The 24,410-nt window shown below is 32.7% G+C and carries 27 protein-coding genes and 1 tRNA gene; 8 read left to right on the forward strand and 20 right to left on the reverse strand.

All coding sequences use genetic code 11. The features are described from left to right. Positions 1-159: 159 nt before the first annotated feature. Positions 160-1,221 carry an Mbeg1-like protein gene (locus tag FYJ50_RS05960; protein WP_205946449.1) on the forward strand — a complete coding sequence of 354 codons (1,062 nt, stop codon included), beginning with the start codon at positions 160-162 and terminating at the stop codon, positions 1,219-1,221. Positions 1,222-1,224: 3 nt separating this feature from the next. Here FYJ50_RS05960 and proC read toward each other — a convergent pair whose 3' ends face one another. Then, positions 1,225-2,025, reverse strand: coding sequence for a pyrroline-5-carboxylate reductase (proC, locus tag FYJ50_RS05965; RefSeq protein WP_154460174.1), 801 nt, complete (start codon positions 2,023-2,025; stop codon positions 1,225-1,227). Positions 2,026-2,135: 110 nt separating this feature from the next. Here proC and FYJ50_RS05970 point away from each other — a divergent pair, with 110 nt between their 5' ends. After that, complete coding sequence (locus FYJ50_RS05970; protein ID WP_154460175.1) at positions 2,136-2,687, forward strand: chromate transporter; 552 nt, start codon at positions 2,136-2,138, stop codon at positions 2,685-2,687. Continuing rightward, positions 2,684-3,244 (forward strand): chromate transporter, encoded by a 561-nt coding sequence (locus tag FYJ50_RS05975; protein WP_154460176.1) that lies wholly within the window; start codon positions 2,684-2,686, stop codon positions 3,242-3,244. The genes FYJ50_RS05970 and FYJ50_RS05975 overlap by 4 nt, the downstream gene beginning before the upstream one ends. 18 nt (positions 3,245-3,262) lie before the next feature. Here the strand turns inward: FYJ50_RS05975 and FYJ50_RS05980 are convergent, their stop codons facing one another. Genes FYJ50_RS05980 through thrC form a run of 10 tightly spaced genes read right to left on the reverse strand, consistent with a single transcriptional unit; the run spans position 3,263 to position 12,514 of the window. Continuing rightward, positions 3,263-4,114, reverse strand: a complete 852-nt coding sequence (locus FYJ50_RS05980; protein ID WP_154460177.1) for a patatin-like phospholipase family protein — start codon at positions 4,112-4,114, stop codon at positions 3,263-3,265. Next, on the reverse strand, positions 4,108-5,274 hold the full coding sequence (locus FYJ50_RS05985) for an NAD(P)-dependent malic enzyme (protein WP_154460178.1): 1,167 nt from the start codon (positions 5,272-5,274) through the stop codon (positions 4,108-4,110). Before FYJ50_RS05985 ends, FYJ50_RS05980 begins: the two co-directional genes overlap by 7 nt. A 53-nt stretch (positions 5,275-5,327) precedes the next feature. After that, positions 5,328-6,521 (reverse strand): peptidase T, encoded by a 1,194-nt coding sequence (gene pepT / locus FYJ50_RS05990; protein ID WP_154460179.1) that lies wholly within the window; start codon positions 6,519-6,521, stop codon positions 5,328-5,330. 10 nt (positions 6,522-6,531) lie between these two features. Then, complete coding sequence (locus tag FYJ50_RS05995) at positions 6,532-8,130, reverse strand: putative manganese-dependent inorganic diphosphatase (RefSeq protein WP_154460180.1); 1,599 nt, start codon at positions 8,128-8,130, stop codon at positions 6,532-6,534. Between the two features lie 51 nt (positions 8,131-8,181). Continuing rightward, positions 8,182-8,463, reverse strand: a complete 282-nt coding sequence (locus FYJ50_RS06000; RefSeq protein WP_154460181.1) for an HU family DNA-binding protein — start codon at positions 8,461-8,463, stop codon at positions 8,182-8,184. A gap of 55 nt (positions 8,464-8,518) precedes the next feature. Next, entirely contained in the window at positions 8,519-9,073 is a 555-nt protein-coding gene (locus FYJ50_RS06005) for a Maf family protein (protein WP_154460182.1), read from the reverse strand. Then, positions 9,070-9,747, reverse strand: coding sequence for a TIGR01906 family membrane protein (locus FYJ50_RS06010; RefSeq protein ID WP_154460183.1), 678 nt, complete (start codon positions 9,745-9,747; stop codon positions 9,070-9,072). Before FYJ50_RS06010 ends, FYJ50_RS06005 begins: the two co-directional genes overlap by 4 nt. Beyond that, positions 9,747-10,181 (reverse strand): ACT domain-containing protein, encoded by a 435-nt coding sequence (locus FYJ50_RS06015; protein ID WP_154460184.1) that lies wholly within the window; start codon positions 10,179-10,181, stop codon positions 9,747-9,749. The genes FYJ50_RS06010 and FYJ50_RS06015 overlap by 1 nt, the downstream gene beginning before the upstream one ends. Then, positions 10,174-11,046 (reverse strand): homoserine kinase, encoded by an 873-nt coding sequence (thrB, locus tag FYJ50_RS06020; protein ID WP_154460185.1) that lies wholly within the window; start codon positions 11,044-11,046, stop codon positions 10,174-10,176. Before thrB ends, FYJ50_RS06015 begins: the two co-directional genes overlap by 8 nt. Further along, positions 11,039-12,514: a threonine synthase gene (gene thrC / locus FYJ50_RS06025; protein WP_154460186.1), complete on the reverse strand. Its 1,476-nt coding sequence runs from the start codon at positions 12,512-12,514 to the stop codon at positions 11,039-11,041. The genes thrB and thrC overlap by 8 nt, the downstream gene beginning before the upstream one ends. Positions 12,515-12,606: 92 nt before the next feature. Between thrC and FYJ50_RS06030 the strand changes: the two genes are divergently transcribed. From FYJ50_RS06030 to FYJ50_RS06040, 3 genes are read left to right on the forward strand one after another with little or no spacing between them, the layout of a single operon-like run. Then, positions 12,607-13,761, forward strand: coding sequence for a homoserine dehydrogenase (locus FYJ50_RS06030; RefSeq protein WP_154460187.1), 1,155 nt, complete (start codon positions 12,607-12,609; stop codon positions 13,759-13,761). A 15-nt stretch (positions 13,762-13,776) separates the two neighbouring features. Further along, positions 13,777-15,087, forward strand: a complete 1,311-nt coding sequence (locus tag FYJ50_RS06035; protein ID WP_154460188.1) for an aspartate kinase — start codon at positions 13,777-13,779, stop codon at positions 15,085-15,087. A gap of 3 nt (positions 15,088-15,090) precedes the next feature. Further along, complete coding sequence (locus FYJ50_RS06040; protein WP_154460189.1) at positions 15,091-16,086, forward strand: aspartate-semialdehyde dehydrogenase; 996 nt, start codon at positions 15,091-15,093, stop codon at positions 16,084-16,086. Positions 16,087-16,116: 30 nt separating this feature from the next. On the opposite strand, the gene rpoD is transcribed toward FYJ50_RS06040, so the two are convergent. Further along, positions 16,117-17,361 (reverse strand): RNA polymerase sigma factor RpoD, encoded by a 1,245-nt coding sequence (gene rpoD, locus FYJ50_RS06045; protein WP_154460190.1) that lies wholly within the window; start codon positions 17,359-17,361, stop codon positions 16,117-16,119. A gap of 153 nt (positions 17,362-17,514) precedes the next feature. Further along, a complete protein-coding gene (locus FYJ50_RS06050; RefSeq protein WP_154460191.1) occupies positions 17,515-17,979 on the reverse strand; it encodes a DUF5684 domain-containing protein in 465 nt (154 codons plus the stop codon). 85 nt (positions 17,980-18,064) lie between these two features. Between FYJ50_RS06050 and FYJ50_RS06055 the strand changes: the two genes are divergently transcribed. Then, positions 18,065-19,042, forward strand: a complete 978-nt coding sequence (locus FYJ50_RS06055) for an aldolase catalytic domain-containing protein (protein ID WP_154460192.1) — start codon at positions 18,065-18,067, stop codon at positions 19,040-19,042. A gap of 245 nt (positions 19,043-19,287) precedes the next feature. Here FYJ50_RS06055 and FYJ50_RS06060 read toward each other — a convergent pair whose 3' ends face one another. From FYJ50_RS06060 to FYJ50_RS06080, 5 genes are read right to left on the reverse strand one after another with little or no spacing between them, the layout of a single operon-like run. Beyond that, positions 19,288-19,725 (reverse strand): hypothetical protein, encoded by a 438-nt coding sequence (locus FYJ50_RS06060; protein ID WP_154460193.1) that lies wholly within the window; start codon positions 19,723-19,725, stop codon positions 19,288-19,290. Between the two features lie 27 nt (positions 19,726-19,752). Then, positions 19,753-20,400: a phosphatase PAP2 family protein gene (locus FYJ50_RS06065; RefSeq protein ID WP_205946450.1), complete on the reverse strand. Its 648-nt coding sequence runs from the start codon at positions 20,398-20,400 to the stop codon at positions 19,753-19,755. Next, on the reverse strand, positions 20,378-21,178 hold the full coding sequence (locus FYJ50_RS06070; protein ID WP_154460195.1) for a phosphatidylserine decarboxylase: 801 nt from the start codon (positions 21,176-21,178) through the stop codon (positions 20,378-20,380). Before FYJ50_RS06070 ends, FYJ50_RS06065 begins: the two co-directional genes overlap by 23 nt. Further along, positions 21,175-21,795 carry a CDP-alcohol phosphatidyltransferase family protein gene (locus tag FYJ50_RS06075; RefSeq protein ID WP_154460196.1) on the reverse strand — a complete coding sequence of 207 codons (621 nt, stop codon included), beginning with the start codon at positions 21,793-21,795 and terminating at the stop codon, positions 21,175-21,177. The genes FYJ50_RS06070 and FYJ50_RS06075 overlap by 4 nt, the downstream gene beginning before the upstream one ends. Positions 21,796-21,806: 11 nt before the next feature. Then, positions 21,807-22,385, reverse strand: a complete 579-nt coding sequence (locus FYJ50_RS06080; protein ID WP_154460197.1) for a TVP38/TMEM64 family protein — start codon at positions 22,383-22,385, stop codon at positions 21,807-21,809. Positions 22,386-22,644: 259 nt separating this feature from the next. Here FYJ50_RS06080 and FYJ50_RS10745 point away from each other — a divergent pair, with 259 nt between their 5' ends. After that, complete coding sequence (locus FYJ50_RS10745; RefSeq protein WP_268891883.1) at positions 22,645-22,770, forward strand: hypothetical protein; 126 nt, start codon at positions 22,645-22,647, stop codon at positions 22,768-22,770. A gap of 577 nt (positions 22,771-23,347) precedes the next feature. On the opposite strand, the gene FYJ50_RS06085 is transcribed toward FYJ50_RS10745, so the two are convergent. Further along, positions 23,348-23,422, reverse strand: a tRNA-Glu gene (locus tag FYJ50_RS06085). Between the two features lie 43 nt (positions 23,423-23,465). Next, positions 23,466-24,410 (reverse strand): DUF7309 domain-containing protein, encoded by a 945-nt coding sequence (locus tag FYJ50_RS06090; RefSeq protein ID WP_154460198.1) that lies wholly within the window; start codon positions 24,408-24,410, stop codon positions 23,466-23,468.

A 24,410-nucleotide genomic window follows, 5' to 3' on the forward strand; every position in this document is an offset into this window, starting at 1 on the left:
ACTCCTGGTGGATCGTGAATGTATTCACCATTTCGATATTTAAGTACGCATTCTAATTTAAATTCTTTTGTATATTTCATAATAAAAACCTCCAAAGTTGTTGGTACAACTTTAGAGGTTCACTACACTTTTCCTGATTTTTTTTGTTACAATATAGATATGAATTTAATTGATTATGTAATACAGAACGGACAATTCACAATGGAGGAACTGTCTTTTAATGAAATTGATGCAGCAATCTTTTCTTATTTAACCTATTTAAACTGGGAAGGAATTGATTTAGATATTGAAAGTCAGATGATTCCTTTTTACCATTTACAGTCCTATATACCGATATTGTGTAATATTCCAAAATATCCCGATCAGTTTTATCTATTAATTGTCACTATGTTAAACAGTATTCGTTTTGGAAATGTTAAAGTTGGTTTCTTTCAATCAATTCTGGATCAGGAAGTGGATGAACAATTCGCAGCCATTGTTTTTACAAATGAAAAAAATATTTTCAATATTTGTTTTAGAGGAACGGATACGTCTATTATTGGATGGAAAGAAGATTTCAACATGCTGTTTAACCGGCATGTTTCTGGTCAGATCAGTGCTTTACATTATTTTCGTTCTTTAAAATTTCCTTATTATCAGTATCGTTTAATGGGACATTCAAAAGGTGCTAATCTGGCAACTTATTGTGCCATTCAATGTCAAGATCTTTCAAATTGTGTCGGCATCTATAATTTTGATGGACCTGGATTTATTGAAGAAATTCCTTTTGAAAAAATATCCGATATTTATCATAAGTATGTTCCTCAATGTTCGATAATCGGTTTAATTTTAGATTCTTCTGATTCTTTTAAAATTGTAGAAAGTGATGAAAATTTTTTAAAACAACATGATTTATTCGCATGGAATATAGAAGAAAATCATTTTATAAAAAAGGAAGAATTGGATTCACTTGCTTCTTTTTTTCAGAAAAGCGGAAATTTATGGTTATCAAAAGCATCTGTTGATCAGCGAAAAGTATTTATTGAATCTTTTTATGAATTGATTCAAAAAGAGAATATTGAAAACATTCATCAATTTCAGTTTACTCATATTCAGAATATTCTAAAAGGATATCAGGATTTTGATAAGCCAACAAAAGATATCATTCACCAGGTAATAAAAATCATAATTCAGTCCAACTTAAAAGAAACAAAAATCCAGTTAAAAAAGCGTAAGAAATAAACTTTATTTCATACGCTTTGATTTTTCATAACAGGCATCCATTGCCTGAATAATTGAGGAACGAAATCCTGTTTCTTCTAATTTACCGACCGCTTCTATGGTTGTTCCTGATGGAGAACATACCGCATCTTTTAACTGACCAGGATGCTGGTGTGTTTCCAAAACCATTTTACTGGCTCCATATACTGCCTGAGATGCGAATACATAAGCCTGTTTTCTGGGCATTCCCTGTTTTACTGCTGCATCTGCCATAGCTTCAATCATCATATAAACATATGCAGGTGAACTTCCGCTGACAGCTGTTACGGCATCCATCAGCTCTTCCTTTACTACTTCCACTTTTCCAAAACCTGAAAAGATTTTTAAAATTTCTTCTTTTTCTACTTCTTCAATCAAATCATTAAAACTGACTGCACTCATCGCCTCTAATACTAAAGCAGGAGTATTAGGCATTGCCTTAACCACTTTTACCTTTTTTTCAAAAGCATTTTCAACCTGTTCAATGCTCTTTCCTGCTGCAATACAGACAACAATTACATCTTTCTTTATATCCTCTTTAATCTGAGAAATTACAGATTCATATACATAAGGTTTAACCGATAAGATCAGTATATCGACTTTCTGAACCATTTCAATCACATTTGTTGTTGTATTGACATTGTATTCTTTTACTTTATCAAAATTATTTTCATGATGATCACAGACATAGATTCGATCTGATGGAACAATTTCAGCTTTTACAATTCCAGAAATCATGGCACTTCCCATATTTCCACATCCAATAAAACCAATATTTTTATTCATATGTATCACTCCTATAATGTATAATTCTACAATAAAAGGAAACAAATGTCTTTAATTCATTTGAAAGAACCTCTTATTGATGTAAAATTGTTTTGGAAAGAAGGAAAAATATGAAAATATATATAGAATTGTTTCTTACATTTGCCAAAATTGGAGCCTTTACCTTTGGTGGGGGATATGCGATGCTCCCTATGCTTCAAAAAGAAGTAGTGGATAAAAAACATTGGGCAACCGATGAAGAAATCATGGATTATTATGCAGTGGGACAATGTACCCCTGGTGTAATCTTTGTCAATACTGCTACTTTTATTGGATATTATCAGAAAGGAATAATTGGCGGCATTATTGCCACTTTAGGAGTTGTCTTTCCCAGTATTGTGATTATTTCTTTAATTGCTTCTATATTACAGAATTTTGCGGATATTGAAATTGTACAGCATGCTTTACATGGAATTCGTATTGCGGTCTGTATACTGGTATTGAATGCAACCTTAAAATTATTTAAAACAGGTGTTAAAGATCTGACTGGCATTATCATTTTTATTTTATCTCTGGTTTTAACTTATACATCTATCGTCCCTACCATTGTGATTGTAATACTCAGTGCAATCACTGGAATTCTTTTTTCTTATATTAAAATGAAGAAAGGAGGATCCAAATGAGTTTACAATTAATATTTCAATTAATCATCGCATTTTTTAAAACAGGATTGTTTGCCTTAGGCGGAGGATTGGCTACCATTCCATTTTTATATGAAATGATCAAAGATTATGGATGGTTCACAAAAGATATGCTGATGAATATGATTGCCGTATCGGAATCCACTCCAGGTCCTATGGGAGTCAATATGGCTACTTATGTTGGATTTCATACCACGAATTCTGTAATTGGTGGTATTGTTACAACTTTATCTTTAGTGGCTCCCAGCATTATCATCATTTGTATTGTGGCACATTTTCTACAGAAATTTAAAAACAGTCACTGGGTACAGGATGCTTTTTATGGATTAAGACCAGCGGTCTGTGCCATGATTGCCTCAGCTGGACTTGGTATACTGGTTGTAGCCGTTTTTAACAATGGAGAAATCTCCTGGGATATTAATTTCTTAAATATAATTTTACTGATTGTTATGTATTTATTCTGCAGAAAATTTAATAAACTTCATCCAATTTTTATCGTGTGTATCTGTGCATGTTTAGGAATTGTATTTCAATTATAAAAGGGGACATTGTCCCCTCTACTCCATTTCTAAAAAGGCTTTGATTTCATCTAAACGATCTAATGTTTCCTGATAGCCTAAATTAAACCATGGTTCCAATTTATTCCGATCGGTTGTATATCTGGAAATCCCCATATCTTTGGATGGACGAAGAACTAAAGCACTTCCCTCTTTTTCCATTTTTTCAATCAATTCCCATTGTTCGTTATAACGAAGATGACGATCTTTCAGATCCTGGGTAATTATTGGATCGTGATACACCCGATTGGCCAGCCAGATCTGGTAACCAGGAGCAGGTTTTCTGACATAACCTACTTCTTTACAGGAAATAACCAGATGTTTCTTATAGCCCAATTCAATGCTTCTTTCAATTGGAATCATGACTCGAAGACCAGCATCCATATATAAACTGTCCAGAAATTTATATGGACGACACAACAACAATAAAGCACAACTGGCCTTGGTCAACGTATTGTCATCATCAATATAAGTCTGATCATAATATTCAATTTCATGCGTTTTTAAATTATAAACGCCTTCTTCCATACGAGTTGGCGAATTTAATAACGCTTCTTTATCCAATGGTGCCAATCGTTCAATTAATGCATTGGTAGATTCCAATCCAAACATATTTCTTTCTTTTAAGAAAGGACGAATCCCTACCGCATCTTTACTGGATATAGAATCAATTCCAGTCACTTCCAGACGCTTTGACTGACCTGAAGCATAGGCCAGTAAGAATTCAGCTCCTGCTGAAATTCCCACACCATAATTGGCATAAATTCCATTATCCAGAAGACATTTTAAAACTCCTCCTGAATAAGCCGTTTTGGTTCCTCCACCTTCTATTACGACTGAAAACTCTACCATTTTCGTACCACTCCTGTTTCTACTGCAGCTTGTGCAACTGCTTTTGAAACCACATCTGCCACTCCTTCTTTTAATGGTGAAACAATGATGTTTTCTGGATTTAATTCTTCTTCTGGTATTAAAGAAGCAATCGCATATACGGCTGCCTGCTTCATTGCATCATTGATACAAGTTGCCTGCACCTGCAACGCACCTTTAAATATACCTGGAAAAGCCAGTACATTATTGATCTGATTTGGATGATCGCTTCTTCCTGTACCAATGATATAGGCTCCTGCTTCTTTAGCCAGTTCTGGTTCAATTTCTGGAACTGGATTGGCCATTGCGAATACGATTGGCTTATCATTCATTGACTGAATCATTTCTTTAGAAACAATATGTCCTGCAGAAACACCAATAAATACATCGGCATTTTTCATTGCATCTTTTAAAGTTCCTTTTCGATTTTCTTCATTTAAAGAATCAATCAAATCTCTTTGTCCACTTGTTAACTTGTCTTCTTTATTCAAAATTCCCTGAATATCACATAAAATGACATTTCCCAGTTTCATTTTTAGAATTAATTTAGCAATGGCACATCCTGCACTTCCTGCTCCATTGATGACAATGGTTGGATGATCTTTCTTTACAATTTTCAATGCATTGATCAATGCAGAACTGACCACAATGGCGGTTCCGTGCTGGTCATCATGAAATACAGGAATGTTCATTTTTTCCTGCAGTCTTCTTTCCACTTCAAAACATCTTGGAGCTGCAATATCTTCCAGATTGATCCCTCCAAAAGTAGGTTCTAAAGAAGAAATGATTTCAACCAGTGCATCAGTATCCTGTGTATTCAAACAGATAGGAAAGGCATCTACATTCGCCAATGCTTTAAACAATGCACATTTCCCTTCCATTACAGGCATTCCTGCTTCCGGTCCAATGTTTCCCAGACCCAAAACTGCCGATCCATCACTGATAACGGCTACCAGATTCTGTCTTCCTGTATATATATAACTGTTTCTTTTATCCTTTTTTATTTCCAGGCAGGGAGCAGCCACTCCTGGTGTATAACAGGTTGACAAATCCTCTCTGGTTTCAATTTTCATCTTTGTCTGAATGTCAAGTTTTCCTTTCCATTCTTTGTGTTTTTCTAAAGCTAATTTAGAATAATCCATTTTTCTCACCTCATAGACACTATTTTACAAAAAACAGAAAAGAAAATAAATAATTAATCACAAATAATATTTTTAACAATTCTAACCATTGTTTCCATTTGTTGAATGCTGGCAAATTCATATCGACCATGATGGTTGTAAGAACCCGTTCCCAGATTTGGACATGGCAATCCTCTCTTTGTCAGATTGGCTCCATCGGTACCTCCACGAACTGGTGTGGATCTACTTTGATATCCTTCTTTATCAATGGCCTTTTTTGCCTTTTCAATACAGGTTGTATCTTTAATATAATTGGCCATATTATAATACTGATCTTCTATTTCAATGGTAAATCGATTTCCATATTTTTCATTAAAATACGATACCATTTTTTTCATATACTGTTTACGGTTTTCAAATGTATTCAGGTCATGATCACGAATAATATAATCGATAGTGGCCAGATCCACATTTGATTTTACATTTGTGACATGATAGAACCCTTCATAATTTTCTGTACATTGTGGAGTTTCAATCGATGGCATATTCATCATAAATTCACTTGCCAGTAAACTGGCATTTACCATTCTTCCTTTGGCTTCTCCTGGATGGATACTTGTTCCATGAATGGAAATCTTTGCATGAGCTGCATTAAAGGTTTCATAATCCACCTGATCAATATCTGCACCATCAATCGTATAGGCAAAATCGACATTGAATCGATCTAAATCAAAATGATCGGTTCCTTTTCCAACTTCTTCATCACAGGTAAAAGCAAACATTAACTTTCCATGTTCAACTGGATTTTGAATGATGTCTTCCATAACCTGCATAAGAATGGCTACCCCTGCTTTATCATCTCCACCTAATAAAGTGGTTCCATCCGTTACAATAAGATCATCCCCAATCACTTTCTTTAAATTTTTAAATTCTTCAGGATTCATCTTATATTCATCATTTAAAAAAATAGTTTGTCCCTGATAATTCTTTATAATCTGTGGCTTTACATCTTTTCCAGATATTTCCGTTGCGGTATCCATATGCGCTAAAAAACCAATCGATGGTTTATTATCACAAGTCGCATGAATCGTTACATATACAATTCCAGATGAATCCATATATACATGATCGGCATTCATCTTTTCACATTCTTCTTTTAATTCTTTTCCTAAAATCAATTGTTTAGATGTACTGGGTACACAATCGGAATTCTCATCGGATTGTGTATCAAAAGATACATATTTTAAAAATTTATCAATTACACTCATTTTATTCCCTCTATTCTAATTCACTGGCAATACAAGGTACAATCTGTTTCTTTCTGGAAACATAGCCTCTTTGTGTAAATCGTTCAATAGCCGTTGCCATCTTATTGGACAGATCTCCTACATATAAAAATTTAGATCCTTTTCCTTCAATATTTGTAAAGACCATTAATAAGAAATTATAATTGTATTTCTTATTTTCACTTTCCATATATTTTAAAAATTCTTCTTCGATTTCATTTACATCCTCTAAATTATAAGTAAATACCTGTGATACAGCGATATGTTCTCCCGCTAACATATATTCTTTTACATCATTATATAAAATGTCTTTAAATTCTTTTCCTTTAATAGTAGCTGTATTTGAGAACAATTCAGAAGCCATTTCATCGGTATTTAATTGATATTGTTCACATATATCTTCGGCAACCATTTTATCAATTTGTGTACACGTTGGAGAATTAAAATTTAATGTATCCGAAATCATACCATACAACAGCAGCTGAGCTGCCTTGATAGACATTTTGATGTTGGCTTCTTTATACATTAAAGCAACAATTGTGCAGGTAGATCCTACAATCATATTGCGGAAAGAAATAGGAGTGGAAGTTTCTATATCTCCAATTCGATGATGATCCACAATTTCAACAATTTCCCCGTGTTCAATATCGGATATACTTTGTTTCTTTTCATTATGATCCACTAAAATAAATTTTTTCTTTTCCGATTTTAACAAATGATAACGAGAAACTGAACCAACTAATTTTCCCTGATTGGTTACAGGATAAGAAGAATGTCTTGTCTTCAGCATTTCTCTTTCCACATCTTCCAGATATTCATTTCGATTAAAAGAAACTACATCTTTGCTGGAAGTCATAATAGTTTTAATAGGTATAGCACGATAGATCATCTGAATAATTTTCATAATATTATAAGGTGTGGTAATCATCGTTACCCCTTTATCTTTCGCAATTGACATAATCAGAGCATCTGGTACATAGTTTTCCGCAATCACGATAACAGCACATCCTTTTGCGATGCATTTAAACATCGCATCTTCGCTATCGCCTAAAACCATAATAGCCCCAGTCAAATCTCGATCCATCATTTTTTTATCTGCAATACGAACATATCCTGTACGATCCAGATTTCCTTCAAATAAAATTTCTCCACGTACACTATCGGCTAAATTTTCAATGGTTGCATGCTGCAAGAGACTGGCTGTGGCATGAAGATCCTGCATCTGGATACGAGCCATTTCCCAGACAGTTGCCAGCCCAATATAATTATCCTGATCATCACTTACATATAGTGTTTTTACATTTACTTCCTGAGAATATTCCCAGCTTTTACGAATGATCGTATTCTGATTGACAATTCGAGCCTCGTCAATTTCAATTTCAGACAACATTAATTTGGCGGTTGAGATGTATTCAGGAGAATCCAATTCCAGCTTATTTAAGATAAAAGCAGTTTCTGGATTGATTCTTCCTAAACGACCCGCAACAGCATTCACTCCCTGTTTCTGTTTTAATTCAGCTAAAGCCAATGCAGAACAGATGGAATCCGAATCTGGATTTTTATGCCCAATGATATATATAGGTAAACTCATTATTGTATCCTCCGTATATATAATTATAACAAAAAAAGCATCAATTGATGCTTATTTTACAGAATCTTTTAATGATTTTGATGCTTTAAAACGGATAGATTTTGAAGGTTTAATTTCAATTTCTTCTTTTGTCAAAGGATTGATTCCTTTACGACCCGCATTTTCTGTTATATAAAATTTTCCAAACTGATAAATATCCACAGTATTGTTTTCTTTTAATGCCTCCTGAATGCTTTCAAAAAGCACATCCACGCATTCTTTTGCGGCTTTTTTTGTTAAATCTGTTTTTTCAGATAAAGCGTTCACTAAATAATCTTTTTTTAAAATAGCCATAAAAATACCTCCTTAGCATGCACAAAATAATAACATCATCTCTAAATGAATGCAACTATTTCCCACTCTGTACAGTTTTAAGCATAAGATCTATACTCTTTAAATCCAATCCAACTACATTGGAATAACTTCCTTTTATAGAATCTACAAAATCACATTCCTGTATTCCATAAGAACCAGCTTTATCCATACATTTTCCTGATTCAACATATTTCAGGATTTCTTCTATTGATAATTTTCGAAAAGTTACTTCAGTGGTTACAACTTTATTTTGCATCATTTCCTTATAAAGGACACACATACCTGTTTTTACTTCATGTGTATGACCTGATAATTGTTTCAGACAGGATATGGCTTCTTCTTTACTGGAAGGTTTTCCTAATATTTTATTCTGGTATACCACAATGGTATCGGCCGATACAATACAGTCATTGGGATACTTCTTTAAAACATCTTTTCCTTTTTGAATGGCTACCTCTATTAAAGCAGAATCCAGATCCTTTGATAAATCAAATTTTTCTTCCTTTAAAGAAGGACAGATTATAAATTCATAACCAAGAGAAGTTAGTAGTTCTTTCCTTCTTGGAGATTGAGAAGCTAAAACAATCATGAGTTTTCAAATCCAATCGGCGCTTTTTTAATCTGGTAATAAATTGAAAAAATAGTTAAAGGAACGATGAATAAAATCAGATAAAATACAATGGCAAATACCAGCTGATTAAAAATGATTTCTGGAAGCATATTGATCATAAAACTGGTTCTTGGATCCAGTAACCATAGATCATTTGTGAACAGAAGGGTATGAAGCCAATTCCAGAAACTGGTAAAATCGGTAAAGATCCAGATTCCAAAAAAGGAAAGAAGCATCAAGACGGTATACAGTACACGAAGAAATCCTCTGGTCAGAAAGGATAGATAACGTTTTTCAAACAATAAAAAGTAAAATAATATTCCCATAGCTGCTCCAATGGAAACATACATTACTTTTAAAGCCTTCTGATATAGATTCTTAACATCTACCATGTGTGCTTTTTCTCTGTCATTAAATACTTCCTGTTCATCTATATATACAACAATATCATCTCGATTATCTTCAATATAATCCAGTAATACATGAATTGACTGGTTCAGATCTTCAGAAGAAACATGTAAGGTATCATAAAAATCATATTTTTCATAACGTTTTTCATAAAAAGATGGATCTAAGGCGATGCTTTTAATACCAGATACAACACAAATAATTATTAAACAGATATTGAACAAATAAGCTAAAAAGGATTTCATTATTCAACCGCCACAAGATCTGCTTTTTCAACCATCGGTAATTCTTCCAGAAGGTTTAATAAGACTTGTATAGATATTTCCATTTCCGCAACATCCAGTGTAAATGAAACATTATGAACTCCATTAATAGGTATGGTCTGATTAATGGCTAAAATATTAATTTGCTGGCTGGATAATAAATTAATAACTTTGGATAAAGAGCCGGTTTCCGATCTTAAAATCATCGAAATGACCGCTTTTCTTCTGGATTGTTCCTGATCAAAAGAAAAAACAGTATCTTTGTATTTATAATACGTTCCTCTTGAAATGCCTACCATTTTCACCGCTTCAGAAATCCGTTTGACTTTTCCCTTTTGAAGTAAAGATCGAGCTTCAATCACTTTTTCCAGTACTTCGGGCAAGATTTCCGATGAAACTACATAAAATTTACTCATAATCAACACTTACTCCTTTCTGATCAATGGTCACAAAATGACATTGGATATTTGGATAGTTTTCTTTCATCCATAAATATAAATTTCTAATATTTTCCTCTTTAATGGATATGGCCATCATTGTGGGCCCTGAACCAGATATCCACATTGGAAAATTCCTTTCAAAACAATACTGATGAATATCATCGTATTCTTTAATTAACTGACGACGATAAGGTTCATGTAAATAATCCATACAGCTTGCCAACAGTTTATCTTCATCTTTATTCTGCAAAGCCTGCATAAAAGTCAAAGCATGAGCAACCTGTAAACAGGCTTTATCATGCTCAATACTGGACGGAATGACTTTTCGAGCTTTCTTTGTATTTACCTGATAATCTGGCATCATAACCAGTCCGTGCCATCCATGACAGGAAACAATCGTTGAAATCACTTTGTCTTTATAGAAGTAACTGATACTGGCCTGTCCTAAGATAGCAGGTGCCACATTGTCTGGATGACCTTCCAGTTGTGTTGCCAGTGTGACCATACTCTGTAAATCCAGATTGGCTTCAAACCAGGCATTTGCTCCTGCAATTCCTGCCACTAAGCAGCTTGCAGAACTTCCCAATCCACTGGAAACAGGAATCTGGGCATCAATATGAAGATGAAAAGATGGAAAATCCACCTTTAAATATTGACACACTCTTTTAAAAGCCACGACAACTAAATTGTCTTCATTCTGAAATTGTGGATCACATCCAGTAATTTCTAAAGCATCACTTTTTTCAAACGTAAAATGATTGTATAAATCCAATGCCAGTCCCAGACAATCGTATCCAATGCACAGATTGGCACTGGTTGCTGGAACATGGACTTTAATCATGGAAACATGCCTCCATTGCCTGAGAGACAACCTCTTTCATTTCTTCAATTTCAATGACATCCGTATGAAGGATTGGCAGTTTTTCCAGTTCATTTAATCCTTTTGGAATTGGATCGCTGCATACTTTTGATAATTCTTTCATCGCTTCCAGTTCATCTTTGACCTGAATTCCTAATGCATCCAAGACATCAATGCTAAACTTATAAGGAGAAGCAGTTGATAAAGATACAATAGGAGATTCATCGCTATTCTGTGCCACACTATAACCAATTGCTGTATGTGGATCCAGTACCACTTTTGTCTGTTCATATACATCTAAAATAACACGTTTGGTTTCTGTATCATTCACATATCCACATCCAAATAAGTCCTGAATCTTTGATAACATATCCTCAGGAATCTGATATTTTCCTGTTTCTTTTAAATCATCCATACATTTCTTAACAAAAGCAGTATCTTTTCCTGACATATAATATAATAATCGCTCTAAATTGGATGAAATTAAAATATCCATACTAGGAGAGATAGTTTGAATAAAATCACGATTGCGATCATAAATTCCTGTAGATAAAAAGTCTGTTAAAACATGATTGGCATTGCTTGCAACATAGAATTTTTCTACTGGCAATCCCATCAAATACCCATAATAACCTGCTAAAACATCCCCAAAGTTCCCTGTTGGAACACTGAAAGATACTTTCTCTCCTATCTGAATCATTCCCTGATTTACAAGATATTTGTAACTTTCAAAATAGTAGACGATCTGTGGAATCAATCGTCCAATATTAATTGAATTGGCACTTGTTAATAAAATCTGTTTTGATTTTGCGATACCATTCATTTCATCATCTAAGAATAATTTTTTAACCTGACTTTGCGCATCATCAAAATTTCCTTTTACCGCATATACTTTTACATTCTTTCCTTTTTGCGTAGCCATCTGACGATATTGAATCTGTGAGACTTTCTGATGTGGATAGAATACAACAATTCCAATGTCTTTTACATCCTGGAATCCACATAAAGCTGCCTTTCCCGTATCTCCTGAAGTAGCTGTTAAAATTAAAGCTTTCTGATTTGTACTCTGTAATGCTTTCTGCATCAATTGAGGAAGAAGTGTCAAAGCAACATCTTTAAAAGCACTGGTAGGTCCATGGAATAATTCTAAAACATAAACATCATCTACTTTTTTGATCGGTGTTATATCTTCTGTATCAAAAGAATTTGTATATGCATTGTGAATACATTCTCTTAATTCTTCTTCAGAAAAATCTGGTAATAATTCTTTTAGAATCATATATGCATTTTCCTGATAGCTCTGTTTACATACTTTATTTAAATCAATTTTGACAGAATCCAGTTCAGGCCAAACAAATAAGCCTCCATCACTTGAAATCCCTTCCAAAATTGCTTCTTTACTACTTAATTTTTTGTTTTCGTCGCGTGTTGAAACATATACTTTATTCATAAAAGTCCTCCTTGAAAAACTACATATCCTATGATACAATGTTCACGTTTTAAAAACAAGTGTTTTTTGTAAGTCTACAAGGGAGGAATGTTATGAATATTGCGATTTTAGGTTTTGGAACAATCGGAAGTGGTGTCTATGAAATCGTCAATCAGATACAGGCTGAAGAGCTAAAAGATTGTAAAGTAACAAAGATATTAGATTTACCACAAAACAAAGATAAATTAGATATCATTGTTTGTGATATTAATGACATAACAGAAGATGAGTCCATTGATCTGGTTGTAGAAACAATGGGAGGAATTCATCCTGCTTATGAATTTATACAGAATTGTTTACAGCATAAAAAACATGTTGTTACAGCCAATAAAGCGGTTGTAGCTGCTCATATGAGTGATTTTCTTAAAAGTGCAAAAGAAAATGGCGTTCAATTTCGTTTTGAAGCCAGTACCGGTGGAGGAATTCCATGGCTAGCCAGCATTCAGAAAGCGAAACGAATTGACGAAATATCTTCCTTTTATGGTATCTTTAATGGAACAACAAATTATATTTTAGATTCTATGAATACTTTAAATGAAGAATTTGAAACAGCTTTAAAAAAGGCCCAGCAACTAGGATATGCAGAAGCCAATCCAAGTGCAGATATTGATGGATATGATGTACAGAACAAAGTAACGATATCTGCCGCTTTAGCTTTTGATTCAAAAATTGATATGAAGGATTTTCCATGTTTTTCTATGGCAAATATCACATATGAAGACATTCAATATTTAAAAAGTCATCATCAGATGATCAAATATATTGGACAGGCAATCAAAAAAGAAAATATGTATGAAGCTTTTGTCATGCCTATGGTATTTGCTTCCAATTCATTAGAAGCCAATATACCATCTAACTTTAATATTGTGACTTTAAATGGAAATACCATTGGAGAATTAAAATTTTATGGCCAGGGTGCTGGTAAATTACCAACCGCTAATGCTATAGTAGAAGATATCCTTGATATAAAGAATCAGATTTCATATGGAAAAGTTTCTTTAGATAAAAAACTTTCTTACTGTAATACTTTATTAAAGGAAAAATATTTAATTCGTACAAATTGTCCAATTGAAAATGAATGGATTGATTCAGTTGAATGTAAAGGAGCCAATTATTACATCACAACAAAAGCCATTTCGACAAAAGATTTTATGAAGCTTGTAAATTCCATTTCAGATCAAAAGGCAATGATTGCGAAATATATGTAAAAGGAAGAAATCGATATGTTAAAAATCACAAAATTTGGAGGAAGCAGTGTTGCCAATTCAGCACAATTTAAAAAAGTAAAGGATATTGTATTATCGGATCCATCTCGTCGATATGTAGTTGTATCGGCTCCAGGAAGAAGAAATTCATCTGATAGTAAGATTACCGATCTGCTTTATTTATTAGATGCCCATCGTCAATATCATGTAGATGCAAGCAATGTATTTAAATTAATCAAACAGCGATTTATGGACATCAAAAACGAATTAGGCTTAAAACAGCCAATTGAAAAAGAATTGGATGCCATGTATACAAATTTAAACCAGATGACACAAGATGAAATTGTATCTCGTGGTGAATATTTTTGTGCTAAGTTAATGGCTGAATATTTAGGATATGCATTTGTAGATGCCAAAGATGTTATCCGTTTCCATTTAGATAAAACCATTAACTGGGAAGTGACCACTCAGAAATTAAACGCAAAATGTGCTCAATACGAACATTTTGTATTTCCTGGATTTTATGGAACCAATTCCAGTGGACAGATTCAGGTTTTCTCAAGAGGTGGTGGAGACATTACTGGATCCATTCTGGCAAAATGCCTGGAAGCCGATGAATATGAAAACTGGACCGATGTATCTGGCTTTCTGATGGCTGATCCTCGTATTGTTGAAAATCCAGAACAGATTAAATATATTACATATACAGAATTGCGTGAATTGTCTTATATGGGAGCCAGTGTTCTTCATGAAGAAGCAATTTTTCCAGTAAAAGAAAAAAATATTCCAATTCATATTTTAAATACTAATCGTCCACAGGATTTCGGTACTTATATTCAGGAAACAAAAACAAAAAATCATTTCCCAATTACCGGAATTGCTGGAAAAAAAGACTTTGTTTCGATTTATATTTATAAAAAACATATGTCAAATGAAGTTGGTTTTATTCGTAGAGCCTTATCCATTCTGGAATCTTATAATGTAAGCATTGAACACATTCCTAGTGGTATTGATTCATTTAGTATTGTGGTAGAGAAAAAAGAAGTTGAAAACAGCTTATATGAAATTTTAGCTCGTTTTAAAGCAGAATTAAAACCAGATGATCTATCCATTCAGGATGACCTGGCTTTAATTTCAACTGTTGGACAGAACATGTCTGATAAACCAGGTACTTCTGGGCGTCTTTTCTCTGCTTTAGGAAAAGAAAATATCAATATCCGCATGATTGCTCAATCCAGCAGTGAAATCAATATTACGGTAGGAGTTAAGAAAAAAGATTTTGAAAGAACAATTAAGGCAATTTACAGTGCCTTTGTCAATGAGGAGTAAAATATGGAAAAGAAATTAACAATCGCAATCGTTGGAGCCACTGGTGCAGTAGGTCAGCAAATGCTTCAATGTTTAGAAGAAAGACAATTTGATGTCAATTTAAAATTACTGGCATCCAGTCGTTCCGCTGGTAAAGTATTTACTTTTAACAATCAGAAAGTAACTGTAAAAGAATTAACAGAAAATAGTTTTGATGATGTAGATTATGCTCTGGGAGCTACTGAAAATGATCTGGCAAAAAAATGGATTCCATGGGCAAATGCTAAAGGAGTTGTTGTAGTGGATAATTCATCGGCTTTCCGTCTGGATGAAAACGTTCCACTTGTCATTCCTGAAATCAATCCAGAAGATATTAAAAAACACAATGGAATTATTGCCAATCCAAACTGTGCAACGATCATCGCAATGGTTGCTTTACATGAACTTCACAAAGAATATCACATTAAACGTATGATCGTTTCCACTTATCAGGCAGTCAGTGGAGCGGGTGTAAAAGGGATTCAGGATCTGGAAAATCAGTTAAAAGATCCAGATGCTCCTTGTACAGCTTTCCCTTATCCAATTGCTTATAACTTAATTCCACAGATTGGTGATTTTGATGAAAATGGAATTTCAAAAGAAGAATGGAAAATGCAGAATGAAGCACGAAAAATGTGGCATCATCCAGATTTATTAGTCAACTGTACTTGTGTTCGTGTTCCTATTTTAAGATCTCATTCTGAATCGATCTTCATTGAATGTGAAAAAGAAGTAGATGTAAATCAGGCTCGTGAACTGATTTCAAAAGGACAGGGAACAATATTAAAAGACGATCCACAAAACAAAGTCTATCCAATGCCATTGGATACAACAGATCAGGATCTTGTTTATGTAGGACGTATCCGTAAAGATTTAACCGATCCAACAGGTCGTTCATTGGCTCTATTCTGCTGTGGAGACCAGATTCGTAAAGGTGCAGCTACAAATGCCGTACAAATTCTAGAAAAGTTAATTCAATAAAAAAAAAGCTCTAAAGATTTTTCTTTAGAGCTAATTTTGATTATAGGAAGCCAGTTTATTTAAACGAGTTGGATGTTTTAATTTACGAATGGCTTTTGCTTCAATCTGACGAATACGTTCACGCGTAACACCAAATTTCTGTCCAACTTCTTCTAATGTCATAGGCTGTCCATTGTCCAATCCAAACCGCATACGAATTACATTTTCTTCTCTTTCCGTCAATGTAGATAATACTTCTCTTAAACTTTCTTTTAATTGTTCACGATAAGCATACTGTTCTGGAGAAATCGCATTTTTATCTTCCACAAAATCTCCCAATGTCGTATCCCCTTCGTCTCCAATTTGTGTTTCTAATGAAGTGGTATCAAAAGACATCAATTGAATTTCTCTTACCTTTTCCGCTGAAATATCGCCCATTTTTTCCGCAATTTCTTCAGCCAAAGGATCTCTTCCCAGTATCTGAACCATTTCCCTTTGAATACGCGTTAATTTATTCATTGTTTCAACCATATGAACAGGAATACGAATGGTACGTGCCTGATCGGCTATTGCACGAGTAATACTCTGACGGATCCACCATGTCGCATAAGTTGAAAATTTAAATCCTTTTGTTGGATCAAATTTTTCTACCGCTTTAATAACCCCAATGTTTCCTTCCTGAATCAGATCCTGAAAATCCAATCCTCTTCCAGAATATTTTTTCGCAATGGAAACAACTAGACGTAAATTCTTTTCAATCAATTCTTTTTCTGCATCTTCCCCTTTTAAAACCAAAGCTGCCAGTTCTTTTCTTTTTTCAATATCCGTTTCCGTTTCCAGTAAAACTTTTGCTTCTCTTCCCTCTTTGATCTGATTGGCTACAATAGTTTCTTCATCGGCTTTTAATAATTTTGATTCTCCAATGCTTTTTAAATATAATTTTACAGAATCCTGTACAGATCCTTTAAAGGAAGCTGCATATTCCTGTTCCATCTTAGAAATTTTTTCTTCATATAAATCTTCTTCGGATTCATTTTCTTCAAAATTAAAATCTTCATCCACTAAATCATCATCAAGATCTTCTACCATTAAATCTTCATCCTGGATATCATCTTCTTTTGAATTCAATAGTAAATTGGTAATTTCATCTCTTTGATCATTTGTTAATTCAAGTTGTGAAATGGCTTGTATAAAATCCGATTGATCAATAGATTCATTTGAACTACTGGCACTTAATAAAAAATCTTTTACTTCTTCAATTGATTCAAAGTAATGTGTTTTTAAGTTAATAGACATAGAATTTCCCCTCTTATCCAATTTCATTTTTTGAACAAACATTTTGAAAATCGTTTTCTATATCATTTATATGATCTTATCCATAAATTGCCAAAAAACGTGATATTATTATAAACTACATCAAGGGTCTATTTCAATATAAAAAAAGAAATATCATAATGATATTCCCTGATCGTTTGCTCCAGCAGGTCCTGTATAATATGCATTTCCAAATCCGATAACAAGATAGCCTACAAATCGTAAGAAGAAAGTCAAAATTCCAAATAGAGTATCCATTCCAAAGGATTTAGATAAATAGATGCATACTTTAACTTCATAATAAATCAATAGAATGCTGACAAGAACGGACAAAATTGTCATAAGAAAACCCGGATCTTCTCCACCAATTGCTTCAATAACCGATGAAACGACAGAAAATCCAAAATACAGCCAGAAATTATGTGTATTCCAGCTGATTTTATATAATGTAAACGTATTATATACCGGAATCAATGATTTCCATCCTTCTTCTCCCGCTTTTGTGAACACTTTCCAACCAGCTACCATACTTAATAGAATAAGAGCCAGACGAATCATAAAAGCAACGCTTCCAAACAGAGCTGCTAATAATGTGATCATAGAACACTTCCTTTCTATCCATCCATTATATTAAATTGCATAAAAAAAATCCATATGTTAAAATCTTAAACATGAGGTGATAACAATGAGAAAAGGTACATTATTAAGTGTTCGTAAAGATATACGTGTAGTGGATGCGACCATTCGTGATGGTGGATTGTGTAACAATTTTGAATTCAGTGATGAATTTGTTAAAGAATTATATAAAGCAAATATCAAAGCTGGAATTGACTATATGGAATTTGGTTACAAAGCCAGTAAAAAATTATTTAATGTGAATGAATTTGGAAAATGGAAATTCTGTGATGAACAGGACATTCGTAGTATTGTAGGCGATAATGTTTCTGATATGAAAATATCCGTAATGGCCGATGTAGGTCGATGTGACTACAAAACGGATTTTCTTCCTGCCAGTGAAAGCGTTATTGATATGGTTCGTGTTGCCTGTTACATTCATCAGATTCCAGCTGCAGTTGAAATGATTGAATATTTACACGATCTGGGTTATGAAACCACATGCAACATTATGGCCATCAGCCAGATTGGCGCCGATAATTTAAGAGAAGCTCTAGAAATGTTGTGTGAAACTCCAGTGGACATCATCTATATTGTAGATAGCTATGGTTCTTTATATCCAGAAAATATTGAAAAATATTCAAAAATGTATTTAGAATACGCAAATAAATCCAATAAACAAATTGGTATTCATGCACACAACAATCAGAATCTGGCTTTTGCCAATACCATTGAAGCCCTATCTTATGGAGTTTCTTATTTAGATTCCACGGTACAGGGAATGGGACGTGGTGCAGGAAATTGTGCATCTGAACTTTTACTGGGATTCTTGCGTAATCCAAAGTACAGTTTATATCCATTATTAACTTTCATTGAAAACTATATGGTTCCTTTGAAAGAAAGTGGAGTTGTATGGGGATATGATCTTCAGTATTTATTTACTGGCCAATTAAATCGTCATCCTAGATCCGCTATTAAATTCACCAATGAAAAGCGTAAAGATTATTGTGACTTCTACAAAGATCTATTAGATGATTCTGTATTCTAAGAAGAGGATTCCTCTTCTTTTTCCTTTTTTTAGACTATCTTTTCCACATTACTTGTATCTATAAATATTCTTTATATAATGAAATTGAAATTAGAGATACCAATAGATAAAGGGGTTATCTATAGTTACATACCGCTATAGATATTAAAAAAAGGTATTTAATATAGATGAGATAGAAAGGAGTAAGCATGAATCGATTTATCTCATAAAAGGTCCTTACATCATAAATAGATAGTAAGGACCTTTTAATATTTACTATTTCGTTTATACACAAAACTTACAATTTCATAAATCACATCTATATCTTTTTGTGTAAAATTGTATTTTACTTTATATTTATTAAAATACAACAACTGTTCCTCTTTTACAGATTGAAGCGTATGCAGTTCCATTTTTCTTTTTATATAAGAATCAATGCTAAAATAAATATTAGCTCTTCCTTTCTGATCTCGATTCACAATAAACCAGTAAGCTTCTTTTGATAAACCTTCCAGATAGGAATATTCAACTTCTTTTTCTAAACCAAAATATAACCAGTATTTAGAATCAATCAAAGTATGAATAATATATTCCATATTATTCACATCCAGCAATTCTTCCTTTAATAAACCTTTTAAATTTGAATTTAAATTGATCAATAACTGAAATAGATATTTTCGATTCTGAAGCTCTTTATAATTCATATATCGAATATAAAATTTAAATTGACACTATATATGAAAAAAATAATGAATGAATTTAGAATAATATCGATAACATTTCTTAGAAATCAAGTAAGACACTTCCGCTAATCCTACTGCAGCAATTACATCCACTATAACATGCTGTTTTGTGGTTAATGTACAGATGCAGATGGCAATGGCCATCAAAAAAGAAAAGATTTTATATCCTGTTTTAATCTGTTTCTGATTTCTTAGACCAATCCAGCATAACCAGCTGACTAAGCAATGAATGGATGGAAATAAATTATCTGGCATATCAATTTTATATAGAAACAATAAAATCTGATTCCAGATTGTACCTGGCTGAATCAATGGTCTAATATTTGTAGAAGGAAGGATAATAAATAAAAAGAAACAAATTATTTTTGATAAAAAATCCGAGCAGAAAAAGATATCACTGTTTTTTCTGGATTGTCTGGAACAGATAAAATAATTGATTGTCCAGAATAGAAAACACCCAAAATATAATATAGTTGTCCATGGCATTACAGGAATCTCATTGTCAAGTGATAAGGTTAGATTATAATGCATTCGATTTAAATTAATATATCGAGCAAGATAATATACAAATTCATTAAATAAAAAAGCCAATATCAATACACATAAACTGTATTTATATTTTTTTAGAACTTCCAATCCATTCTCCCATTTGTACCCGAATTTCCTGTTCATTGTAACACTCCTTTAAACAAATACTGTCTTTTTTAAAAATCAATACAATGGTTGATCCCGCTAAATCAAAATACCCTTTCTCTTCTCCCTTTTTAAAATAAGAATCTTCTTTTTTATTCACAATTCCACCTACCACAAAAGCTCCAATTTCACATTGAATCACATCTTTAAAATGTTTTGTGTTTAATACACTGACAGTTCTCTTGTTTAATGTATAAACTGGATATGTTTCACAGGCAATGGATTGTACACTGTGAAGAGTTCCTTTAATTTCTTTATGTTTATTCTGATATCCTTCATCTATGTAACAATAATGATGATAGTCTCTTGCGCACAATCGAAAAACAAGTAAAGTCCCTGATTTATATTGTTCACAAAGAATATCATCCTGAATAAAATCTTTTAAATCATAATACGAGCCTTTTATAAAAAAATGATGTGTTTCATCCAATGAAAAACAGGATAAAAATCCATCACAGGGACTGATCAGATGTTCTGGATGTAAATCTATATGTACATCGTTTCTGGAACGCAAAAAGAATTCCTGATAGGTTTTAAACGATTGTCCCTGAATGTCTATATTATATTTTTTTACATATTTAGATATTAGAGGATAAGAAAGTTTAGACTTTAAAAAACAGACAATTAATTTATCGATATGAAAACTCATTAAGATTTTTAAAATCAGTCTTCCTAAAGTCGTACCATATAGAAATTGAACCGAAGCATCATTTTCTTTCATAGAATCACCTTACATAAAACCAAACCCAGTATGAATAGAATTCCAATCAGAATCACAATATTTCTGGTAATATTTGGTTTTTTAATTTTAAAAGGAGTTAAAAAAGCAATTGCGATTAAAACCAGTACAATTGGCATTAAGATTTCTAATCGAATATGTATCATTTTACCGGCTAAAATAAATGAAGGAATAAGAAAGGCAGTTGTAGTAACTGGAAGTCCTAAATAAACATTTCTTCTTCCCTCTTCATTTTCCTGTCTTTGAAGTTCATCTACATTAAACCATGCCAGACGGATCAAAGCACATAATACATAAAAAGAAGATATCACCATTCCTAAATTGCTGGAATGACATATAGAAAAAATCAATGCTCCAGGTAAAACACCAAAACAGATTAAATCAGATAATGAATCAATTTCAACTCCAAACTGTTTTTCCGCTTTGGTTCTCTTTCTTGTAGCCGCAATTTTCCCATCAAACATATCACAGATTCCTGCAACCATTAAACAGATCAAAGCATATAAAATATTTCCTTTTATCACAAAAACAATTCCCGTAAATCCAGATATCATTCCTATATAAGTTAATATCACTGTATAATTATAAAATCCTAGCATATACTCTCCTTCTAAATAAAATAGGCAAAAAACAGACAATAAAATAAGATACACCATGGTTTTGCGAATATAATGATCCATAAAAATTTCTTAAAGGACATTGAAATCAGTCCTGAAAAGTAACATAAGAAATCATCTGGAGCCAAAGGAAGCAATATACATAAAAATAAAATAAATGTATAACTGTTTTTTGTTTGAATCCAGTTTGTGAATCTTTCATATTTTTCGATGGATATTAATTTTTTTACTAAAGATACACCATATCTTCTAGCTAACCAGAATGCCATCAAAGAACCCAGGGAGATGCCTATATAGTTGATCCAGAACCCGTTCATTGCTCCATACATAGAAGCCCCTACAATACATCCAAAAAAACCAGGCAAAACAGGCAGAACAACCTGAAGGACCTGTATAATGGTTAAAATAAAGGGTCCTAACAGTCCAAATTCCTGTATATAGCTTCTTAAAGAAGCAATAGATGAAAATCTTCCTTCTATCCATCCTTTTAACACAACAAATAATACGATTCCAAATAAAAGAATCATTGAAGTCATTAATATATTTTCAATAAATGTCTCTTTACGTTCCATAATATCCTTCTTTCGACTAAAGTATATCGATTAATTCTTAAAAAAAACTTAAGACGATAGAAAAGGTTTCTAAAATATTATGGATAAAAAAAGTCTGTTCTATACATCCTTTAACAGACTTTAACAAGTAAATAATACCACATTTCACATAAAATCAATAGAATACAAATGATTATGTAATATTATCTTAAAAAAGTTCTGTATTTTTTAACGATAAAGCTCATTTTTTTATACTTTTTCAAACAACAATACACTCAGAATGATAATCAAAACAATTCCAGTGCCATACCACCAGTACATTCAGATGGTGAGTATCAATATTCGTAAACTGGCTGAAGTTTCTAAAGTATGTCAAGGATGCACTGCTGCACCGATAATGGATTGATGGAAGAATTCTGGGAATCCCAAAATGTGAATGATACAAAGGAAAACGTTTTGATACTAAGAAGAGGCTGATAGAAGAAATTGAAAGTGGATTGTTTCTATATGAACAGAAGATATCAAATAAGATTTGGTGCAAGAACACCATCAGAAATAAGAAAAGAAGCATTTGTTTCAGAAACACCGGTAAATTATCGAATTCCATAAAATAACAGGATTGAAAATAAAGGCTGGAACACTACAGAAATAATACAGATTCTATGATAGCTACATTATAATGGATTTAGTCATGGAAATACAGTACCTGAAATCCTATTAAAAAGAAACAAAACCTGATTTCTGTCTTGACAGAGGCGGTTCATTTTATTAAATGTAATAAATTATCTCTATAAATAAAAAAAGGGCCATAGGAGTATGTTTCCTATGGATAAAGGGTTTCACTATAGAGTATATTCGTTTTGATGGATGCAGTCTTATAAAAGTGTAAAATTTTTAATGTTGCGTGTTTTCAATTCATTTAAATTCCATTTATTTTTTGTCAATTTTTAAGAATTTTCCTTAATATTAAATAAAAATAAAAATGGTAGCGCGTACGGGATTTGAACCCGTGATACAGCCTTGAGAGGGCTGTGGCTTGACCGCTTGCCGAACGCGCCATGTACTTTCATAGTATATCACACTATGAAAGAAATAAAAGTTTTAGTTCATATATTTTAAATCCGGCTGGATATCAGGAAAAGTATCATATGTAAGTTCAATATTTAATTTTTCACAGGAATCTTTTAATGCTTCTCTTACATACGGATTGCGACAATGGATCGATTTAGGAATGCCATTTTTTTCTATATAATCCATTACGATATCAAAGACAAAACAAACTTCTTCCTCTTCCACTGGAACAAATTCCAGTTCCAGTATATCAAAATTTTCATCCATTATATAAAACATTAAAGGATTTAGAAGCTTTCCATATGATAATTCTTCATCAACGGGCATATAAGTATACATTAAATCTACATATATTTCTTCCTCTACTCTATCCAGTAAAATTAATTCCTCTTTATATTCATCATCTATAAACATCTGTCCATATTCTTTTTCAACAGGAATCGGTTTTGAAACAGAAATCTTATTATTCATAATTCTTAACATCTGTCCAATCTCAAAATCTGGATTGATTTCATCATTTATAAGATAATGATAAATTGTTTTATATAATAAATCATATACTTCAAGCAATACATCCACTTCTTTCTCGGTCAATGCAAATGGAAGAAAACGCTTTTCCATAGAAGCATAATATATATAGGAATCCAATTCATCGCAATATAGACCTGTCTGATCGTTATCCAATTCTTCTTCATACATAAAACAAACTAAACATTTGATATCTCCAAATAAGAAATCTTCAGGGACAGGCCCCGGATTTTCAAATGTTGTTTTAAAATCCGCATATCCATCTAAACCTTCAAATACAGCAATTCCATATGTCAATTCACTATATCCTAATATAGAACAATAATATACCATTTCATTATTCTGTGAAAACACTTCAATCAGGTCATATTCGGATAAATATTTCCATGGTTCTAATTTTGCGATTCTGATGGTTAAATCCACTAACTGATCTAATTTCTGTTTCAA

This window comes from Floccifex porci (genome assembly GCF_009696175.1).
Classification (GTDB): Bacteria; Bacillota_I; Bacilli_A; order Erysipelotrichales; family Erysipelotrichaceae; genus Floccifex; species Floccifex porci.

What these genes read in the sequence shown, in the direction of transcription:
- FYJ50_RS05960 (WP_205946449.1), top strand. Translation starts at nt 160, where the DNA reads ATGAATTTAATTGATTATGTAATACAGAACGGACAATTCACAATGGAG.
- proC (WP_154460174.1), bottom strand. Translation starts at nt 2,025, where the DNA reads ATGAATAAAAATATTGGTTTTATTGGATGTGGAAATATGGGAAGTGCC.
- FYJ50_RS05970 (WP_154460175.1), top strand. Translation starts at nt 2,136, where the DNA reads ATGAAAATATATATAGAATTGTTTCTTACATTTGCCAAAATTGGAGCC.
- FYJ50_RS05975 (WP_154460176.1), top strand. Translation starts at nt 2,684, where the DNA reads ATGAGTTTACAATTAATATTTCAATTAATCATCGCATTTTTTAAAACA.
- FYJ50_RS05980 (WP_154460177.1), bottom strand. Translation starts at nt 4,114, where the DNA reads ATGGTAGAGTTTTCAGTCGTAATAGAAGGTGGAGGAACCAAAACGGCT.
- FYJ50_RS05985 (WP_154460178.1), bottom strand. Translation starts at nt 5,274, where the DNA reads ATGGATTATTCTAAATTAGCTTTAGAAAAACACAAAGAATGGAAAGGA.
- pepT (WP_154460179.1), bottom strand. Translation starts at nt 6,521, where the DNA reads ATGAGTGTAATTGATAAATTTTTAAAATATGTATCTTTTGATACACAA.
- FYJ50_RS05995 (WP_154460180.1), bottom strand. Translation starts at nt 8,130, where the DNA reads ATGAGTTTACCTATATATATCATTGGGCATAAAAATCCAGATTCGGAT.
- FYJ50_RS06000 (WP_154460181.1), bottom strand. Translation starts at nt 8,463, where the DNA reads ATGGCTATTTTAAAAAAAGATTATTTAGTGAACGCTTTATCTGAAAAA.
- FYJ50_RS06005 (WP_154460182.1), bottom strand. Translation starts at nt 9,073, where the DNA reads ATGATTGTTTTAGCTTCTCAATCTCCAAGAAGGAAAGAACTACTAACT.
- FYJ50_RS06010 (WP_154460183.1), bottom strand. Translation starts at nt 9,747, where the DNA reads ATGAAATCCTTTTTAGCTTATTTGTTCAATATCTGTTTAATAATTATT.
- FYJ50_RS06015 (WP_154460184.1), bottom strand. Translation starts at nt 10,181, where the DNA reads ATGAGTAAATTTTATGTAGTTTCATCGGAAATCTTGCCCGAAGTACTG.
- thrB (WP_154460185.1), bottom strand. Translation starts at nt 11,046, where the DNA reads ATGATTAAAGTCCATGTTCCAGCAACCAGTGCCAATCTGTGCATTGGA.
- thrC (WP_154460186.1), bottom strand. Translation starts at nt 12,514, where the DNA reads ATGAATAAAGTATATGTTTCAACACGCGACGAAAACAAAAAATTAAGT.
- FYJ50_RS06030 (WP_154460187.1), top strand. Translation starts at nt 12,607, where the DNA reads ATGAATATTGCGATTTTAGGTTTTGGAACAATCGGAAGTGGTGTCTAT.
- FYJ50_RS06035 (WP_154460188.1), top strand. Translation starts at nt 13,777, where the DNA reads ATGTTAAAAATCACAAAATTTGGAGGAAGCAGTGTTGCCAATTCAGCA.
- FYJ50_RS06040 (WP_154460189.1), top strand. Translation starts at nt 15,091, where the DNA reads ATGGAAAAGAAATTAACAATCGCAATCGTTGGAGCCACTGGTGCAGTA.
- rpoD (WP_154460190.1), bottom strand. Translation starts at nt 17,361, where the DNA reads ATGTCTATTAACTTAAAAACACATTACTTTGAATCAATTGAAGAAGTA.
- FYJ50_RS06050 (WP_154460191.1), bottom strand. Translation starts at nt 17,979, where the DNA reads ATGATCACATTATTAGCAGCTCTGTTTGGAAGCGTTGCTTTTATGATT.
- FYJ50_RS06055 (WP_154460192.1), top strand. Translation starts at nt 18,065, where the DNA reads ATGAGAAAAGGTACATTATTAAGTGTTCGTAAAGATATACGTGTAGTG.
- FYJ50_RS06060 (WP_154460193.1), bottom strand. Translation starts at nt 19,725, where the DNA reads ATGAATTATAAAGAGCTTCAGAATCGAAAATATCTATTTCAGTTATTG.
- FYJ50_RS06070 (WP_154460195.1), bottom strand. Translation starts at nt 21,178, where the DNA reads ATGAAAGAAAATGATGCTTCGGTTCAATTTCTATATGGTACGACTTTA.
- FYJ50_RS06075 (WP_154460196.1), bottom strand. Translation starts at nt 21,795, where the DNA reads ATGCTAGGATTTTATAATTATACAGTGATATTAACTTATATAGGAATG.
- FYJ50_RS06080 (WP_154460197.1), bottom strand. Translation starts at nt 22,385, where the DNA reads ATGGAACGTAAAGAGACATTTATTGAAAATATATTAATGACTTCAATG.
- FYJ50_RS10745 (WP_268891883.1), top strand. Translation starts at nt 22,645, where the DNA reads ATGATAATCAAAACAATTCCAGTGCCATACCACCAGTACATTCAGATG.